Below are 17690 nucleotides of genomic sequence, written 5' to 3' on the forward strand. Positions count from 1 at the left end.
TCATTACATCGTCTACAGCAGCAGGTCAGTTACCGACCGTTTTACAATCAGTTACGTAAGCCATCCTTTGAAGCGTTTGTAAAAATTCTTATCCGGTTTGTCATGGCTCAGTGGGTCGGAAAACAGGTTGCAATACCAAGTAAATTTTCCCAATTTCAAAATGCCATCATACGAGATGGCAGCCCGTTCAGAGTCCATCCTGCCCTTGCCGACGTGTTTTCTTCTCGCTTTAAAATTACCTCGATCGCCGTTGAGTGTTATATGATAGTTCTTAAGCTGACTCAACGAATATGGAAATCACCCTCTCTGCGCACGCTTATACCGGATCCGCATAGATATTAATGTTATTACTTTTCAGCATGCACTTAATTTTACTCTCACCGGGCTTGATACCCAGCTTAACCGCCTAATTGTAATGACGCCGGATATATGGTCATAAGTCGTTCAATTCATGCTTGCACTACCGGTGGGTCAAGAACTTTCGGACACATTTCAAGTCCCTTCCCACAGCCTTTCGTATTCAGTAGGAAAAATTTCCCCATTAAAGCGATGGAGATGGGGGCCGGATTTCGTTGTAATACCCGACAAAATAGTGGAGGGATATCTCTCATTATTACAAATTTTGTTCTATTTATTAAAAGGATTCTTTGAAAAAGTAAGGTTTAAAAAAGTGTTCTTAGCAAAGGAAAATTATCGAAAAAAATCCTTATTAAGAAGGAGTCATTTTCACTACAGGTGACTATCTTGGCGTGATCGGCTCTATCACTCTCCAGTCTTGCTATCTGTTATCCCGCTAGACTGTTTATTGACTGTCTTCATAGACTATAATACAGCAACCTTTTTGCCCACCTAAACAATAGCCTATACGCTGATCGCGTGATCAGCAGTGAAATACCGCAAGACTGGCCCACCGATAAACCCTTACGTATTATGACCATCATGACTAATAGACTGATTATCATATCCTTTATCTATGATCACAAAATCTGAAAGTGGCAAATTATCGATTAAACTTTATTCATGGACACTGTCATTCACTTGTTCTCCTGACAATTTAAAATTAACAGATAAATCATAGCTATCGACAATTAAATAGATTTTTGTCGAATGTCCACCATAACTTTTACCAATCACTTCATCATTGTTTGATGCGGCTTCTGCACTATGTTGGTGAGCACGAACAATACTGCCATCAATAAACAACCATCCCTTATCAGAAAACGAACATAACCAATTGAAAATAATCTGTAAAATACTTTTTTGTGACCAGGCAGACACTGTTCCATTTGCCAAATTCTGGGGGTAAGCCGCGCCAGGGGATGTTTGCTCGCATTTGATAAAGAATGCCTTCCAGCGTCAAACAACATAGTTCACAGCATGATGATAAGGGTTAGTTGTTTTTGATGAAGGTATTATACCAAATTATCATGCTGTCTAATAATCCCTCGCAAAATGTTAACAACCACTAGGCCGAAATTGAATTTCTTAATATTAGTGAATTCAAAAAATAAAATTATTGGTAAAAATATTTCTCAACTCTATTTAAAATTTGAATAAGGAAAATAAATAATGTTATTTGAACTAACGGTAGCTTATCGTAAATCGGCAGCACTATTTGCTTTTGTAGAAAGCAAAGCACCTTTATACTTAAATAACCAAGCAGGAAGGACAGTGAAAGAACTATCCCAATTATGCAATATTCCACAAGATAAAATCGAACGTCTATGTAACTATATGCAATCCCTCAAAGTGCTAGAAAAAAAAGAGAATAAGTTTTACCTGACTGAACCATGCTTATCACTCAGTAATCCAAACAGTTTTAAAACAACGCATATAAAATTCGAGCTAAATCCAGCAGTCTGGAATGCTTGGTCACAATACAGCTCATCTTTAACTGACACAAACAGCAAATCTGCTTTTGAACTTTATCATCATGAACCCCTTTATAGTTATCTCAATCACGAGGAAAACCATTCCCACAAAATGGACTTTGATAATTTGATGGCAAAAATGTCTGAGGTAATGAGTAAGCATATTATTAACTTTATCTCTTTAAATAATATTTCTTCAATCATTGACATAGGCGGAGGATTAGGCTCTTTGGCAAAGAATATAAAAATGCACTACCCTGATATTCAATGCCATGTCATGGATCAATATGATTTCACTAGAAATGAGTCAGAAGGAATTACATTTATCAATGGAGATTTCTTTTCCACTATTCCATCTGGATATGACGCCTATTGTTTAAAAAACGTTTTGCATAATTGGCCGGATAATCGTGCAATTAATATTCTGAAAAATTGCCATGATGCAATGAATGAAAATTCCGTTTTATATGTTATTGAGATGGTTAAAGAACCCAATATTCCAAATGCTGCATCATTTGATTTATATATGGATATCATGCTGTCAGGTAAAGCACGATATCAGTCAGAATTTCAATCGATCGCAGAACAAGCTGGCCTGATGATCACCAATATACAAGACTTGGAACTTTCTCTAACCGGCAGTAGGGAGTGTATTATTGAAATGAAGAAACAACCCAAATTATAAATAAGATCAAGATATATGAATATCTCCCCGCAGAGCGGGGAGATACTTGCAACTTAGAGACGGTAGAGATATTGAAAGCAGGTTAATGTGTTGAGTTCAGTATGTCATCTGCTTTATTCAATTGCTGTTTTCTTAGTGTTATCGCCGCTGCCGTGTGATTTTTCGCCAAGAACATGTATACCGTTGGCAACACAAACAACGTGAAAAACGTTCCCACCAACATTCCGGTGACGATCACAAGCCCAATACCAAAACGACTGTTGGCACCGGCGCCACTTGCAAATAGCAATGGGATCAAACCAATCACCATCGCTGCCGTTGTCATCAATACCGGACGAAGGCGAATTTTAGCCGCTTGTACGATGGCAGAACGTTTATCCAAGCCCTCACTTTCCTGCAATTTATTGGCAAACTCCACCATCAGGATACCGTGTTTACTGATAAGCCCGATTAATGTCACTAGACCAATCTGGGTATAAATATTCAGGGTGATATAACCCATCGCCAACGGTATCAGGGCACCACAAATTGAAAGTGGTACGGTGATAAGGATAATCAACGGGTCAACTAGGCTTTCATATTGCGCTGCCAATACCAGATAGATGATAACCAATGCGGCCATAAACGTCAGAGCCAATGCGTTCCCTTCCTGCTTATATTGGCGGGAGTCTGATTGCCAGTCATGGCTGTAACCTGCCGGCAGATCATCCGCAATACCCTCAAGAAAATCCACTGCTTGCCCTAATGTGATCCCAGGGGCGGGAATAGCCTGAAAAATAGCCGCATTCTGTTGGTTAAATTGGGTCAGTTTGTTGGGTTCGACTCTTGTCGAAACGGAAACGACGGTCGAAAGCGGGATCATTTTTTGGTCTTCCGTCCTGACATAATGGTGAGATAACGCTTCCGGCGTTAATCGCTGACGACCGATGCTTTGCGGAATAACATCATAAGAGCGGCCTTGCATACTAAATCGGTTGATGTAATTTTCCCCGACCAACACTGCGAGAGATTCACCAATATCTTGCATCCTTATCCCCAGACTATTGGCTTTGGCACGATCAATCTGCACCTGTACCACAGGATTGTTGTAATCCAGATCGCTGTCCACAACAATAAACAGCCCACTTTCCCGCGCACGTTGTTTGATCTCTTCCATCGTCCGATATAGCGCCGGGTAGTCTTCGATGCTGCGAAGTACCATCTGAATCGGCAAGCCTCCCGTAGAACCTGGCAATGGGGGGAGCTGGAAGATAAAGACACTGCTTCCTTCCACATCATTGACCTCACTTTGCAATTGCGCCTGAATCTCTGCCGCTGAGCGCTTACGTTCATCCCATGCCGATAAATTCACTCCACCAAAACTGGCCGAAGGCCCATCAGTACCATTGACAATCCATGTTTCGACCGCCTCCGGGATTTCGCTGAAGATGCCGCTCAGTTTATGAGCAAAAAGTTCTGCATAATCCAAATTAGCATATTGCGGGGATTTGATGGCGGCCAGCACCACGGCTTGGTCTTCCGAGGGAGCCAACTCCTGCCGGGCATGTTGATACAGCAAAGGCAAACTGATCACAACTAGTAAGACAAACCCACCCATAACCCAACGGTAACGCAATGAAACATTGAGTACAAGAGAATAATAATGCGCCAATTTTTCGAAAAAAAACTCAGCTGCCCGAGCAATTCGCCCTTCATTCTGTTGAGACTGAAGTAAAAAAGAACTCATCACTGGGGATAACGTTAACGCCACCACACCAGACACGATAACGGAACCGGCTAATGTCAGCGCAAATTCTTTAAACAGTGCTCCCGTCAGCCCTGACATTAAGCCAATCGGTGCATAAACAGCAGCCAGTGTAATCGTCATCGCAATGACCGGTCCTGCCACTTCCCTTGCACCGATTAACGCGGCAATAACTGGTGGTTTCCCTTCTTCAATATGGCGATGAATGTTTTCAACAACGACAATGGCATCATCCACCACCAGTCCGATAGCTAACACCATTGCCAATAGCGTCAATAAATTAATGCTAAAACCAAAGGCCAGCATGAGTCCTGCTGCACCCAACATCGATAAAGGAATGGCGACAATTGGGATCAGTACGCTACGTAATGAACCTAAACAGAAGAAAATCACGGTAATTACAATGATTAATGCTTCCAGTAAGGTATGTACGACTTCTTTAATTGAAGCATTAATAAAACGAGCAGTATCAAATGACAACCCTACTTCCACACCGGGTGGAAGAGTTTTCCGGATATCAGGAAACAGCTTGTTGATGCCATCAACAATCACTAGCGGGTTTCCAGTTGGGGTGGAAAATAGCGCCAGATACACCGCCATTTTATCATTGTATATACCGCTGCTGTCTGTTGTGGCAGAACCTAACTCCACAGTGGCAACATCTTTCAGACGGACTAATGAATTACCATCATTGCGAATAACGAGATCACGAAAATCCTCGATACTAGTCAGATCAGTATTCACATGGATATTTGAAATAACATACTCCCCTTTGACTTTACCCGGTGCCGCCTGATAGTTATTCTGTCTGACAGCGGCGGCAACATCGGCAGCCGTCAATCCACGCCCAGCCAGCTTATCCACATCCAGCCACAGACGCATGGAGAGTTTCTGCCCGCCAAAAATTTCGATTTTTGAAACACCCTCAATCGATGAATACATGGGTTCAACCACGCGGGAGAGGTAATCGGTCAGCGCCGATGCCGACAGCGTATCAGTGGAAAATCCGACGTAAGCCACGGCCGTGGATTCTCCCGATGACAGTTCAATAACAGGGTCATAAGCCTCTTTCGGTAATTTGTATCTGACCTGATTGACCTTTGCCATCACTTGAGCCAAGGCTTGGGTTGAATTGCGGTTCAATTCCATACGAACAGTAACAACACTTCTGCCCTGTACCGAAGACGAAGAGAGATAATCCACCCCTTCGACAGAAGAAACGGCTTGTGCAATCGGTTGGGTGACAAACCCTTGCATCAGATCGGCGGATGCTCCCGGATAGGTCGTTGTGATGGTGATGGTTGAGCTTTCCAGTTGTGGATACTGCCGGATGTTAAGTTTGCTCAGGGCAAACACGCCCAATAACAGAATCAATGTGCTCACCACCAATGAGAGTACCGGGCGGCGAACGAAAAGATCGGTAAAAGTCATTTTTCCGCCTCCATCAAGAACCCGTAGCCGCTAATTCCGCTGTCTTCAGCGTATCGGCGGCAATGGCAACAACTGCTGTTCCATCCGTTAATTTCATTTGTCCTGATGTGACAACCTGTTCCCCCTGGGACAACCCTTTTTTGATTTCAACCAGGCCATCCCAACGCTGCCCAACGTCAACCGAAACCCGTTTTACGGTCATTCCTTGCGGAGTGACCGGTTTGTCTTCCTGATTTGTCTCCTGAGTGACAAAAACGGTAGCGCCATAAGCGGTATAGGTGACGGCAGTTTCCGGGATGACTAGCACTGGCTGATTATTTTTGCGTATAACCTGAAAGCTGGCATACATGCCCGCTTTCAGTTTTCCATCAGCATTATTCAGGTGTGCCTGTACCTGCACTGTACGGGAATTGCCAATTAATGGATCTATCGCATTGACGGTGGCAGGGAAATTTTGGTTCGGATACGCATCAACCTGTAGGTTGACGGACTGCCCGACATGTAATTCCGGGCTTGTCTGTTCATTCAGAGAAAAATTGAGTTTCAGGTTTTTGGCATCCACCAGATTAGCAATCGCATCGCCGGCATTCAGGTATTGCCCCTCGTGTATCTGTCTTATTCCCATCACACCTGAAAAAGGTGCTCGGATGACTTTCTGGGCAATAACGGCTTCTTTCTGGCGAATAGATGCCAGTGCCATGTCGCGTTGTGCTAGCGTATTGTCTAGTTCAGCGGCGGCAACCATTTTGCTGGCAAATAATTTTTGGGTGCGTTGATATAATCGTTCCGCATTTTTCCATTGCGCCTGTAGGCGGGCAAGATCCGCCCGTTCAACCGTATCGTTGATTTGCACTAATAATTGCCCTTTTTCTACATATTGACCCGATTCAAATTCAATTCTGACGACTCTGCCACTGGTTTCTGCCGCCAGATGGACTTGTCGTTCGGCTTCAAGTTCTCCAATGCCATGTAATGATTTCGCTAAAGTGATTTCTTTTACTTCTGCTAGAGCCACTTTTACCGGAGGGTAGTCAATATTTCCTGAATTATTCCGGGTAGAACCCTGCAGGACGTAAACGAAGAACCCGATTAGCGCCAATAAAACTATTCCCAGACCAACAACGATTGCCTTATTCATCATCTCTCTCAATTCTTAGTCATATACCAATTCAACTTCGAGATGCGTGTTATCACTCCCCGCGTCGTCTTGCACGCTGCATCTTGAAAAGTGATGGGTATACACATGGTAATAACGACCTCAAATCACCCAACCCTCAACAATAAATTATTATATTGAATGTTAAGTTAAGTCAATGGCATTTGATCCTATCATTAGAATTAACTGAAATAGTTTTATGAATTAATTATCTATTCTATTATAGCTATATCTATAAGACATCTATTATTTGTTTTGCAGCTTTTTTTATGCACTTTTTGTCAAAAAACATGCATTGACACAAATTTAAATTCAATAAACAATTTTTCATTTATATATAATAAATTGTCATCGAAAAATAATTTCAATTATAAATATTTTATATAGGTGATTAATATGATAAAAACAAAATATAATGTATTATTAACGGGTGCAACCGGTTTTGTTGGCGTACATCTTTTGGATGTTTTTTTGCAAAAAAAAGACATTGGAACAATTTTTTTATTATGCAGAGCGATTGATGATAAAAACAAATTATCTCGTATAGAAGACGCCTATAAAAAATTTTCTGTAGGAAGTGTTCACCACCTAAAATCCGCAAAAAACATTAAAATTATTGAAGGTGATATTACTTTACCCCAGTGTGGAATTAACCATTCAGATTTTCAAGAATTATGCAATGAAGTAGATGTTATTTATCACATAGCCGCACGAGTGAATCATGTGCAGCCCTATGACGCACTGAAAGCACCTAATGTTGATAGTGTCAATGACATGATTAATATGGCTAACACAGGCAAAAAGAAAGTGATAAATTATGCCTCTACGCTTTCAGCTGCCTCTAAAATGGATGAATACGGGAATATTTTGGAGGATTTTCCCGGAAACACTATGCTTAATTCTGAAATGGGATACTTAATTTCCAAATGGGAAGCTGAACGCCTGTTGGAAAACTTCGTAAAAAAAGGGGGTAAAGCGAATATATTTCGTTTGGGTTATATTTCAGGGCACAGTAAAACAGGAGAGGCACCATTTTCTAATAATCAATTTATGCTTTTCATGAAAAGTTGTATTCAGTTAGGTTGTGCCCCCATTTTTCCGGGTCTTATGAATTTTACCCCTATCGATTATACCGTATCCATTATGGCATTAACTAAATATACCATTGAAACTGGTAATGTCCTTAATTTATTTAACTACGAAGGCTTGATAAATTGGAATGATATTATAACTTGGTTAAATAGCCGTGGATTTAATATAGAATTAATGGAATATTATCAATGGCAACAAAAATTACTCGCCAGTGATAAAGATAATGCTCTTTATCGTTTTTTTCCACTCTATGGCGTAGAAGATTCCTATGAGAAATTATTAATTCTCTGGCAGGAAATAGATAAATTCCACCATAAAAAAACAAAAGAAGCGACGGAAATGATTGATATGACATTGCCAAAATTACGTTATGATTTACTTGATACTTATTTGGTTTATTTGCAAAAGAAAGGTTTTTTACCTATATCAATTTGATTTAGCGAAGCGTATTTTCCCTTCCTGCTTCGAGGAGAAAATTATCTCTCCTCGTATTATTGATGGCAACTTGAAAAATGACGGCTAGCTTACAAAATTACCCTAAGTCTAAATTAGCAATACCATATATGTCATTGGGTATATTCAATTTAAAATTACCTTTGTGCATATAAACGACATGAAATTGTTCAAATAATTCTCTTTTTCTTAAAAAAGAAAAAAATGATCCATGTACATATTCAGGTAAAAAAATGGAGACTTTTGTATTTTCCGGTAGGTTTGAAGTCAAAGCGTTAAATAACTCCTCTGCGTCAGTTGGCGTTCTTGCGACTAATGGCCCAATACGGAAACCATCGGGTAAAGGCCGGATCACACCATAACCCAAAATGTCTCCATTAACCATTTTTAAATATGAGGTATGTCCAGAGGAAAATAACCAACTATTTAGAAATTTTTGCCGTAATGTCGGAAAAAACAGGCCATCATATTTTATAATAGTGTCAATATGATGAGGTTTAATGATAGATATTTCTTTTATATTTTCTGATGCTATTTTTTTTAGTTCTCCCGTATAATGAATGATATTATAAGTAGGCTTTAACCCTGATTTTTCATAATTAGAGACCATGTGAGGCATTGCGTTTGAACCTATATCTCGATTACCTGCATGGGATCTCGCAACCTTACATACCGCTTTTCCATATCCTTTTCCCCTAAACTCACTATTAACTAAATAGTTTCCCCATATTGCATACTGTTCGGAATGGTTGATGAGAGAAACAGCAGCAACAGCCTGATTACCAATCCACCCAATGAAAAGTCCGTCATTATCCACTGAATACATACAGTCTGCATCATGGTAACCAATATTCCAACCTTCTCTATTTCCCCACTGAACGACACACTCCCAATCCTGGAGTGTGGCTTTTTTAACTTTAAAATCATTTAGTTTATTTATAAAGATTGTTTTTTTCTCTGATGAGTTCATTATTTAGTATTCCTTTAATAACTATTTTCAACTATAACTTAATTATTTAAGAAACGATCAATAAACGTTAAAAGCTCAGTGTGATTTATTTTTCCTGCTGCTGTTTTAGGTAATTTATCTATGGTAATAATATGTTTCGGTATTTCATAAGGTAATAATTCTTTATGGCACAATCTAACTAACTCATTGACTTTTGAGTATTGATTTGAATTTGTCTCTATAACAGCGACAGGGATAGTATTAAGCCTAACATCTGGAACGCCTGCTACCGCGGCCTCGTTAACCCAAGGATGAGTTTCCAGTAAATTCTTTATTTTCTCAGGCTGTATTTTAAATCCACCTCGTATAATTATGTTATCGGCTCGCCCTAATATCCAAAGAAACCCATCATCATCAATCTTCGCTAAATCACTGGTTCGGCTCCATCGGCACTTATTCTCTGACAACTTTCCTTCCTGGCAAATTTCTAAAAAACCGGCTTGTCCAATGGGAAGTTCGTGACCAAATTCGTTGGTAATCCGAAGGTTGATACCGGGATATGCTTTACCTGCACTACCTGATTTTAAGCTCCACCATTCCCTATGTAATTCGTAATTCCAGCCAGCAACAGCACCTGCAAATTCAGTTGCGCCATAAGACATTAATACTCGTATTCCGTAAAGAAGCAGAATCTGATCAATTAATTTAGTAGGGCAATAGGTTGAGCCAGAGGTAATTATCTTTAATGAATTAATCTTAGCCGGATCAATATTGGCGCTTTGTAAATCATGTAAAGCGGCAGGTACAAGAAATGTTGCTCGTATTTTATGGCGCTCAATGGCTTCAACCCAAGGTTCTAATTCAAATTTTGGCATTAATACTATTTTTCTTCCGGTATACAGAGCACTTAATATTCCCCATAAACCAGAGATGTGAAAAATTGGCATTGACACTAATGAGACTGAATCAATTAACAATTGGTTGTTCTTGGGTGTTTGCCCACTTGCTATAAGAGAGTTTTCTATTTTTTGATAGCTTAATTTTATTTGTTTGGGGATTCCAGTTGTACCTGACGTTAACATTTCAATGGCAATATCAGAAGTACTCACATAATTTGTGTGTAATTGTCTTCCAATAGAATGAATTTCTCCGCTATGATTTAATTCAAAAATTACAGTGTTTGTCAGTATTTCTTTAAGTAACATTTTATCTTTAAATAATATCGTTCCACCTACAATCACTCTTAAATTTAATTGCTTGATATCCTCCAATAATTTTTGTATCGGTTTTAATGGGTTTAATACAACTATTGTCTGTTTGTTTTCCAAAAGTTTCAAAAGAATTGCAATATGTTCAGGACGATTTTCCAGAATAACACCAACTCTTTCAAATTTTGTCACTCCTGTTTTCTGTAATAACTCATCAAGCCTATTTGCAATGGTGCGTATTTTTTTCCATGTCCACCAAGATTGAAGATATTCAATTGCATTAGCATCGTCCGGTGTTTCATAGAGTAATCGCTTAAAATGTTCACGAATTCCCATAAATGTTCCTTACATTTATTAATAGGTTTATAAGATAATTTATACTAAAATAATTTCAAATTACCGCCTGTAAAACCGATATGTCCTCATGCGGATATACCATTCATTTTAACGTTAGGTTTATTTATGTACTCATTAACAAAAATTCAATTTAAAAATTGAATGATAGTGATGTGATATACTTAAAGTCAATCATTGTGGAGTCTATGATGACCATTTTAAATGTTACTCACTCGAGTATCCTAGTGGCAGTTTACCTCTTCGAGAGCATAAAAAACCGTGGGGCACTCTGTTCAATCGGCGATAGAATGAGCAATTAAACCTATTTTTTCAGGTAGCTCGCCATGAAAAGCTATATCGTGAAAGTGGCCCTTCGGGGGATCAGTCCTATGATCTGGCATCGATTCAGACTGTCAGGCAGGACTTCTTTAGCGGCTTTTCACTATATCATTCAGATCGCGCAAGGATGGCAGGATGATCACCTGCATCAATTCCGTATTTATGGCAAAAATTATGGTATTTCCTATTCTGGTGGGATTGGTTTTCCGGATAATCCCTACAAAATTATACTGGATGATTTTGAATTTGATGCCGGTGACCGCTTTACCTACGAATACAACTTTTTCGAGCATTGGCTGCATGATATCCGTATTGAAACGGTTCTCGAAAATTCTAATCTAACGTCTCCTTTTTGTCTGGCCGGAAACCGAATTCCCGGGGCGACGTTATTGTCATTTTCAGAAGTCGACTGCACTCAATCGATGACTCGGTTTATATGACAAGCCGTGGTGCGTCGTACTGGTAAGAATATTTGCTGACAACTTGAACTTTATCTTTGTTATCCCACACTTCTTTAATAATGAATGAAGGTCAATGCTGAGCCAGCACAGAAAATGATGGTGTTGCTGTTTTCTGAAACGACCATAAATAAATCTTGCAACGAGCTATATAAAATGCCTATAGTTTTATAGTACGTATGTACTCGAACAATTAAACTATAAGAGGTTTTATGTCTAGGTTTCAAGGTGATCATCAGTATCGGCTTGGGGTAAGTTTGGCCTTACTGGCATTTGCTCAACTAATAATTTCTTTAGATATCAATATTGTTTTTGTTGCCCTTCCTGAAATAGGAAAAGGGTTGGGTTTTTCTGGCCAGACGCTTCAGTGGGTTGTCAGTGCTTATACCGTTTTTTGTGGGGGCTTCATGCTTTTTGGTGGCCGGGCAGCAGACTTACTCGGCCAGCGGCGCATGTTTATTGGTGCTTTATGGCTCTATGCTATTTCTTCCCTAATTGGAGGACTGGCCTGGCGTCCAGAGGTCATTATTACCGCCAGAGCTGTACAGGGAATAGGCGGTGCTTTTCTTTTCCCTGCCACTCTTTCACTCATCAACCGATTGTTCCGTGAAGGTCCTGAGCGAAACCGGGCATTGGCTGCATGGGGAGGGGCTGGCGCGAGTGGGTTAACACTCGGTTCACTGGCCGGCGGTCTTCTGACAAATTATTTGGGCTGGTCATCCGTATTTTATGTGAATGTTCTGCTGGCCGGTATCGCTATCATTGCCGCTTTCATCGTTATTCCTGCTGATCCAACCAGGCATGAGAAGCGCAATTTTGATCTCCCCGGAGCATTAACGGTCACTGCTGCGTCCACGCTTCTGGTTTTTTCGCTTGTGCAGGGGCCTGAATATGGTTGGGGAGCGCCTGTTATTAAATCTGCGTTACTCCTGGCTCTGGTCAGTTTCATCATGTTCATCATCATCGAGTCAAAATCCCGTGATCCGTTGATGCCGTTACGTCTTTTCCGCAATAAAAATCTGGTTGCTGGCGTTACCGTCACTTTCATTTATATGGGGACATTTGGCGCTTTACCCTATTTCGAAACAGTCCTGTTCCAGAACGTGATGCATTACAACGCACTTGAGACCGGCCTTGCGTTTATTATTCCCTCCGCATGCATTTTTATAGGTACTCAGGCTGGTGCACGCTTTGCGAATTCTATCGGAACGAAAAATGCCATTATTACCGGCTGTATTATTGGTATTGTGGGAACATTATTAATGCTGCCCGGCGCATCAGTCTCGGCTTCTTATAAATCTATTTTGGTTGGTTTGGTTATTTCAGGTTTGGGCCAGGGAATTGTCTGGACAGCCATGTGGATTGCTGCTGCAACAGGTGTTGATCATAGTGAACAAGGAATCGCCTCAGGTATGGCATCAACAACACTTAATGTTGGGAATGCCATCGGTCTTGCTGTTCTCATTGCATTGGCTACAGGTGTGGCACAGAATGATGCACCAGAAAGTGAAATCGTCTTGCTGGCAGTCAGTACAGGATATGCATTCCTGTATGCTGCGGTCGGTATGGTACTCGCGTTACTCATGGCATGTACCTTACCGGGAAGAAAAGCACGGATTATTCCCATTTCTGAATGAATAGAAAAATAATCCTTTCTCCGGTCAATAATGGCCGGAGAGGTTATGCTGCGCTAGAATAGCGGGATTGTAATAGTATGGAATGATTTAAATCAGTGGTAAATTGAAACCGACTGCGAAACAACCCTATGTAGCCAAGCAAGTATAGCGGCAGAAAAAATCACTTGTCCTATCAGGCATCAGGATTGTACTGCTTAATAGTCAACCCCGTCAGTTCATCTTCTTGTGTAGCTGTAATAAAGGAGTCAAGCAGTCCAGGGAAACGGATATTGAGATCCTCTGTGCGAAGAGATAACAAATTTTCTCTGCCAGAAGGTTTTTGCCAAATCACACCACTATCACGAAGGACCCGCCAATGATGGGTTAGCGTAGATTTGGATACACCTTGAAGTATGGAGCCACAGGTATGCTCTTTTCCGTCGGCGAGGACACGAACAACTGTCATTCGCATTGGGTTGCCTAATGCAGTAAGTACATGTTCAAGCCGTATTTGGTTACGCTCCGGATGGTGTTTCATTTTTTGCTGTTTTTCCCTGATTTAATTCGAAGGTACACGAATTATCAAACAAATGGTTTGCAAAGTACACAATAACCCTTAGTCAGTGTGTAACCTATGGGGTTATTGAAGATTCTACCGTCATGGGCGTGAAAGCAGTTTCAACCCATCAGGGCGTAATTCCCCCTTCGGCGACACGTGTCGGTACAATGTCTGCCAGGTAATATTAAGCTCCTTACAGAGTTCGTTCACCTTAGTTTCCAGTTGTCCCATAGCGGCCATAGCCAAACGCAATTTCGCCGTAGTCATCTTGAATGGTCGTCCACCTTTCCTGCCACGTGCCCGTGCTGATGCTAAACCAGCCAGAGTACGCTCTGAGATCAGTTCACGTTCAAACTCAGCCAACGCTGCGAAAATACCAAAAACCAGTTTGCCGGCGGCTGTTGTGGTATCAATAGCCGCACCGTGTCCAGTCAACACCTTGAGACCAATACCGCGACCGTTAGGTTCATTGCCATCACCGCAATAATATTGCTGGCTGTACGTGGCTTGCCCAGCCGAAAAAATGCCCTGAAAATCCCTGATAGAATTCCAGCCAACAACCATGTAACGGACAACTCAGCATAAGAGGCAATTTCCATATGAGTAATAATGACCACTGGCGCGAGTGGTTCCCGGGACTGGGTTCACGCGCCGATTTAGCTAAACAGATTTCGAATCTTTGGGTTGTTAAACAACAACTGCAAGAAAAGCTGGCGAGGCTATTGGGCGCGCTCGACAGGCCGGTACATATTATCGACGGATTTCCGCTGCCCGTCTGTGGATTCAAAAGAGCAAAAGGTAGTGCCAACTTTAAAGGACAAGCTGATTATGGGTACTGCGCCGCCAAAAACGAAACTGACTACGGCTTCAAAGGGCATCTGATGATAGACGAAATCGGCGTGGTAACCGGGTTTACGCTGACGCCCGCCAATGTCAGTGAGCGTGAAGCAAGCTGGGATGTGATCGGCTCGATAAAAGGCTATTTGCTGGGTGATAAAGGGTATTTAGGCGTTGAATTTAAATAAGAAATGAAGGAAGAGGGTATTGAAATGATTACCGCAGTGCGTGCCAGTATGGATGACCCCATCCCCAGAGAGACGAGAAAGCGCATTAATGCCAAGCGCCGTTTAATTGAAACCGTGATTGGTCAACTCGCCGGACAATTTACTATTGAGACGTGCTGGGCACGGGATTTGTGGCATTTGAGTAATCGAATTGCCAGAAAACTGCTTTCTCACACGTTGGGTATTTTTGCCAATTTTAAACAAGGTAAAAGTCAACACGACTGGCTTCAACAAGTCAACGTTATAGGATGTTAAAGTCGAGCATCGCGTTATTTGTCTCATTCTAGGCGAAAACGGGCTCTGTCGCATTAAGAAACAATAGGTCAATCCAACCACAAAATATATAGTTCAGGCTATCCCAAAACCACAGCATCATGTGGTCACGAGAATGTAAAACTCTTAATGCGACAGAGCCAAGCCTCATGCTACCGTTTCAAAAATTCAGAAAGTGACAAAACCGTTTTTTACAAAATGATCCTACAACAATCTACCCACTGGAATATCATGTAGATGGTTTCTTGTCCTTTCACTGGCGGGTATCTGAATGAGCCGCCTTGCCAACGGTACGGTGTTTCTCCCAACACATGGGAACGACGACTTTCTGGTGTCGGAAAGACCATATTGAATTTGTATTGTTGCTTCGGAATAGTCGGATAGATATGCGCTCGACATGCCACATCTTTACCTACCGTCAATCGGGCAAGCCCCCGTCGATGCTCAAGTGATAACGTTCTGGCCGTTATCAGGCTAGTTGTTCGTGGTGTGTCTTTCGTGGGGACTGAGCCTGTTAAAGGGTACTGACCACCCCAAGATCCTGCGCACCACCACAATTTATTAACAGGCTTGCCCCCTGTCGCAATTTTCGCGCCCTCTATGGTACATGCTGAATGCGCAATCATGTTCGCCACCGCGACTGATTCAGGATGTTGGAAAAATGCCAATGTCGCACTGTGCCATGTCGGATCTATCTCAGAAAAACTGATAATATCAAAATCACTGTATGCGTCAGGCTGGCAGCCTTTTGGTAGCCACAAGTCTAATATTCTCAGCAGCGGTGCAGCGTAGTAGTGATAATGGTAAAAACTAATTCCCGAATTTGTCTCGGTTTCATGCCCCGAATCAGAAACTTGGTTGCCGTAGCTGAATTTGTTCCCCACATTCATTTTCAAACCGCCAAGCGTTGAAAAACAGCCTGTTTGCCTTGTCACTTCAACAATTTTTCGTGGCTCCCATATTCCCGTGAGTAATCCGGCGTGATAGATGCCCAATCCATCCGGGCAAGCGCAAAATGTGCCACTGGCAGCATCATCAGGGACTTCTCCGCTAGGACCGATATTTGCACCCGTAATTTTTATTGGAAACATACAGGACCAACACACATCCGAGAACATTTTCCCGCGGGTCATAAACCCATTGTCCTTGCAAAGATAGCTGTTGGTATCTTGTTTATCGGTCATGTCTTTGACATTTTCAGCAAAGCAGGCTGTCGATAGGGTGAATAGAGCCGAAATCAAAATTATCTTTTTCATTTTCATTTTTATTCCGCTGCGGGTGCAGCATATTCATTAATGACAAACTGCTTTCCGTCACCGGTGACAACGCTAGGGACTTTTTCGACCCCAAAACGCTCTCTCATGCCCTCCTGAATGAAAAACAACGTGGCATCATCACCATAGAAGCCACTGTCTTCAAACGTTTTCCACCCGTCCTCATAAACATCAGTGGCAATCAGGATAGGAACGAGTTGTTGTTCTTTCGCTGAGGCATACTGCGCTTTGGCAAAGTGACGTTGCCATTCTGAATTTGGATTAAAAAAGATTAATTTCAGGTCAAACGGTATCACGTCCATCGGATTAACCAGCCCTTTTTTGGCAATGACTTTACCATCAGGCGAAACAATATCTTCGGGGATAACAACGCTCGGATCGACATAGTGGACGCTATCTTCAATAGCGACGGGAAATGGGTATATTTTTTGGTTTTTCCAATACCGTTCTACGGCTTCTTTTTTCATTTTTTCAAAATCAAGGTTGTCGATCCCTTCCTTGATTAAGTCGAGCATGTTTCTTTCGGCAATGCTTTTTGCTGGACCTTGTGTACCTAAATCACCCTGCTTACCATCAAGAAACGTTGTGTTTGAAATACCTCGTACCACCGCCACCATTTCACCATTCTTCTCATGGATGATAGTCGGGACTGTTTGTGCCCTGTACTTAATGAAAATGTTTGGATCAATTTGAAAATTGATTTTTTTCCCACTGGTTTTTATCAACTCATGCCAGTGTTTAACTTCATCAACCAATGTTTTTTTGTCTTTGACTCCCTGAACAACCAGCACAACATTTTCTTTGTCTGCTGCCATCTCCATGATGTCTAATAGTTCTTTATCATCAAGTGATGCGGAAACGAGAATGTAAAAAACATTCCCTTTTATGATTTCCTGCTGCGGTGATTCTCCATTCTCAGCCCGTGCTATTTGCCTTAATATTTCAGCTTCATTGTCATTAAATTTTGATGCATTTTCACGAACCATTATGTTTTTTTCATTAATGGCTTGTTGAGCATTGGCTTCCTGTTTTTGGGTTTGCGCGAGAGCGGCTGCTTTCATGCTTTCAATATCTTTAAGTTCAGCTTCGGTGATTTTAGGCGCAGTCACCGTTTCGCCTTTATACGGTCTCACTATCCCTATATCAGGATTTGCCATACTGGTTATGGGTGACCCTAGAAGA

General features: G+C 41.5%; 12 protein-coding genes and 4 pseudogenes. 6 read left to right on the top strand and 10 right to left on the bottom strand.

Features of this window, described 5'->3' with window-relative positions; all coding sequences use genetic code 11:
- Positions 1-948: 948 nt before the first annotated feature.
- A pseudogene (locus WDV74_RS16605) lies at positions 949-1360 on the bottom strand (IS5/IS1182 family transposase); the annotation flags it as partial.
- 209 nt (positions 1361-1569) lie between these two features.
- Here WDV74_RS16605 and WDV74_RS16610 point away from each other — a divergent pair.
- A complete protein-coding gene (locus WDV74_RS16610) occupies positions 1570-2556 on the top strand; it encodes a methyltransferase (protein WP_338885728.1) in 987 nt (328 codons plus the stop codon).
- Positions 2557-2638: 82 nt separating this feature from the next.
- Here the strand turns inward: WDV74_RS16610 and WDV74_RS16615 are convergent, their stop codons facing one another.
- Positions 2639-5731, bottom strand: coding sequence for a MexW/MexI family multidrug efflux RND transporter permease subunit (locus tag WDV74_RS16615; RefSeq protein WP_338885729.1), 3093 nt, complete (start codon positions 5729-5731; stop codon positions 2639-2641).
- A 13-nt stretch (positions 5732-5744) separates the two neighbouring features.
- Positions 5745-6869: an efflux RND transporter periplasmic adaptor subunit gene (locus WDV74_RS16620; RefSeq protein WP_338885833.1), complete on the bottom strand. Its 1125-nt coding sequence runs from the start codon at positions 6867-6869 to the stop codon at positions 5745-5747.
- Positions 6870-7283: 414 nt separating this feature from the next.
- On the opposite strand from WDV74_RS16620, the gene WDV74_RS16625 reads away from it, so the two are divergent.
- Positions 7284-8414, top strand: coding sequence for a thioester reductase domain-containing protein (locus WDV74_RS16625; protein ID WP_338885730.1), 1131 nt, complete (start codon positions 7284-7286; stop codon positions 8412-8414).
- 97 nt (positions 8415-8511) lie between these two features.
- On the opposite strand, the gene WDV74_RS16630 is transcribed toward WDV74_RS16625, so the two are convergent.
- The gene (locus WDV74_RS16630; protein WP_338885731.1) at positions 8512-9402 is read right to left on the bottom strand and encodes a GNAT family N-acetyltransferase; all 891 of its coding nucleotides are present in this window, start codon (positions 9400-9402) and stop codon (positions 8512-8514) included.
- Between the two features lie 38 nt (positions 9403-9440).
- On the bottom strand, positions 9441-10925 hold the full coding sequence (locus tag WDV74_RS16635) for a long-chain fatty acid--CoA ligase (RefSeq protein ID WP_338885732.1): 1485 nt from the start codon (positions 10923-10925) through the stop codon (positions 9441-9443).
- A 344-nt stretch (positions 10926-11269) separates the two neighbouring features.
- Here WDV74_RS16635 and WDV74_RS16640 point away from each other — a divergent pair.
- A pseudogene (locus WDV74_RS16640) lies at positions 11270-11650 on the top strand (plasmid pRiA4b ORF-3 family protein); the annotation flags it as partial.
- Positions 11651-11934: 284 nt separating this feature from the next.
- The gene (locus WDV74_RS16645; protein WP_338885733.1) at positions 11935-13359 is read left to right on the top strand and encodes an MFS transporter; all 1425 of its coding nucleotides are present in this window, start codon (positions 11935-11937) and stop codon (positions 13357-13359) included.
- A 172-nt stretch (positions 13360-13531) separates the two neighbouring features.
- Here WDV74_RS16645 and WDV74_RS16650 read toward each other — a convergent pair whose 3' ends face one another.
- From WDV74_RS16650 to WDV74_RS16660, 3 genes and pseudogenes are all read right to left on the bottom strand, one after another.
- Positions 13532-13876 (bottom strand): helix-turn-helix domain-containing protein, encoded by a 345-nt coding sequence (locus tag WDV74_RS16650; RefSeq protein ID WP_338885734.1) that lies wholly within the window; start codon positions 13874-13876, stop codon positions 13532-13534.
- Between the two features lie 120 nt (positions 13877-13996).
- Positions 13997-14356 (bottom strand): annotated as a pseudogene (locus WDV74_RS16655) (recombinase family protein); the annotation flags it as partial.
- 14 nt (positions 14357-14370) lie between these two features.
- Positions 14371-14510: pseudogene (locus tag WDV74_RS16660) on the bottom strand (transposase); the annotation flags it as partial.
- Between WDV74_RS16660 and WDV74_RS16665 the strand changes: the two are divergent.
- Positions 14497-14922, top strand: coding sequence for a transposase (locus tag WDV74_RS16665; RefSeq protein ID WP_338885735.1), 426 nt, complete (start codon positions 14497-14499; stop codon positions 14920-14922). The pseudogene WDV74_RS16660 and the gene WDV74_RS16665 overlap by 14 nt on opposite strands.
- A 24-nt stretch (positions 14923-14946) precedes the next feature.
- Complete coding sequence (locus WDV74_RS16670; protein ID WP_338885736.1) at positions 14947-15216, top strand: hypothetical protein; 270 nt, start codon at positions 14947-14949, stop codon at positions 15214-15216.
- 209 nt (positions 15217-15425) lie between these two features.
- On the opposite strand, the gene WDV74_RS16675 is transcribed toward WDV74_RS16670, so the two are convergent.
- Both WDV74_RS16675 and WDV74_RS16680 read right to left on the bottom strand, forming a co-directional pair.
- A complete protein-coding gene (locus WDV74_RS16675) occupies positions 15426-16490 on the bottom strand; it encodes a TraU family protein (protein WP_338885737.1) in 1065 nt (354 codons plus the stop codon).
- A gap of 8 nt (positions 16491-16498) precedes the next feature.
- Positions 16499-17665 carry a TrbC family F-type conjugative pilus assembly protein gene (locus WDV74_RS16680; protein ID WP_338885738.1) on the bottom strand — a complete coding sequence of 389 codons (1167 nt, stop codon included), beginning with the start codon at positions 17663-17665 and terminating at the stop codon, positions 16499-16501.
- Positions 17666-17690: the final 25 nt, after the last annotated feature.

Source organism: Xenorhabdus sp. TH1, from assembly GCF_037260955.1.
Classification (GTDB): domain Bacteria; phylum Pseudomonadota; class Gammaproteobacteria; order Enterobacterales; family Enterobacteriaceae; genus Xenorhabdus; species Xenorhabdus griffiniae.

Excerpts from the sequence above, each read along its gene's own strand:
- WDV74_RS16610 (WP_338885728.1), top strand. The coding sequence starts at position 1,570 with ATGTTATTTGAACTAACGGTAGCTTATCGTAAATCGGCAGCACTATTT.
- WDV74_RS16615 (WP_338885729.1), bottom strand. The coding sequence starts at position 5,731 with ATGACTTTTACCGATCTTTTCGTTCGCCGCCCGGTACTCTCATTGGTG.
- WDV74_RS16620 (WP_338885833.1), bottom strand. The coding sequence starts at position 6,869 with ATGAATAAGGCAATCGTTGTTGGTCTGGGAATAGTTTTATTGGCGCTA.
- WDV74_RS16625 (WP_338885730.1), top strand. The coding sequence starts at position 7,284 with ATGATAAAAACAAAATATAATGTATTATTAACGGGTGCAACCGGTTTT.
- WDV74_RS16630 (WP_338885731.1), bottom strand. The coding sequence starts at position 9,402 with ATGAACTCATCAGAGAAAAAAACAATCTTTATAAATAAACTAAATGAT.
- WDV74_RS16635 (WP_338885732.1), bottom strand. The coding sequence starts at position 10,925 with ATGGGAATTCGTGAACATTTTAAGCGATTACTCTATGAAACACCGGAC.
- WDV74_RS16645 (WP_338885733.1), top strand. The coding sequence starts at position 11,935 with ATGTCTAGGTTTCAAGGTGATCATCAGTATCGGCTTGGGGTAAGTTTG.
- WDV74_RS16650 (WP_338885734.1), bottom strand. The coding sequence starts at position 13,876 with ATGAAACACCATCCGGAGCGTAACCAAATACGGCTTGAACATGTACTT.
- WDV74_RS16665 (WP_338885735.1), top strand. The coding sequence starts at position 14,497 with ATGAGTAATAATGACCACTGGCGCGAGTGGTTCCCGGGACTGGGTTCA.
- WDV74_RS16670 (WP_338885736.1), top strand. The coding sequence starts at position 14,947 with ATGATTACCGCAGTGCGTGCCAGTATGGATGACCCCATCCCCAGAGAG.
- WDV74_RS16675 (WP_338885737.1), bottom strand. The coding sequence starts at position 16,490 with ATGAAAAAGATAATTTTGATTTCGGCTCTATTCACCCTATCGACAGCC.
- WDV74_RS16680 (WP_338885738.1), bottom strand. The coding sequence starts at position 17,665 with ATGGCAAATCCTGATATAGGGATAGTGAGACCGTATAAAGGCGAAACG.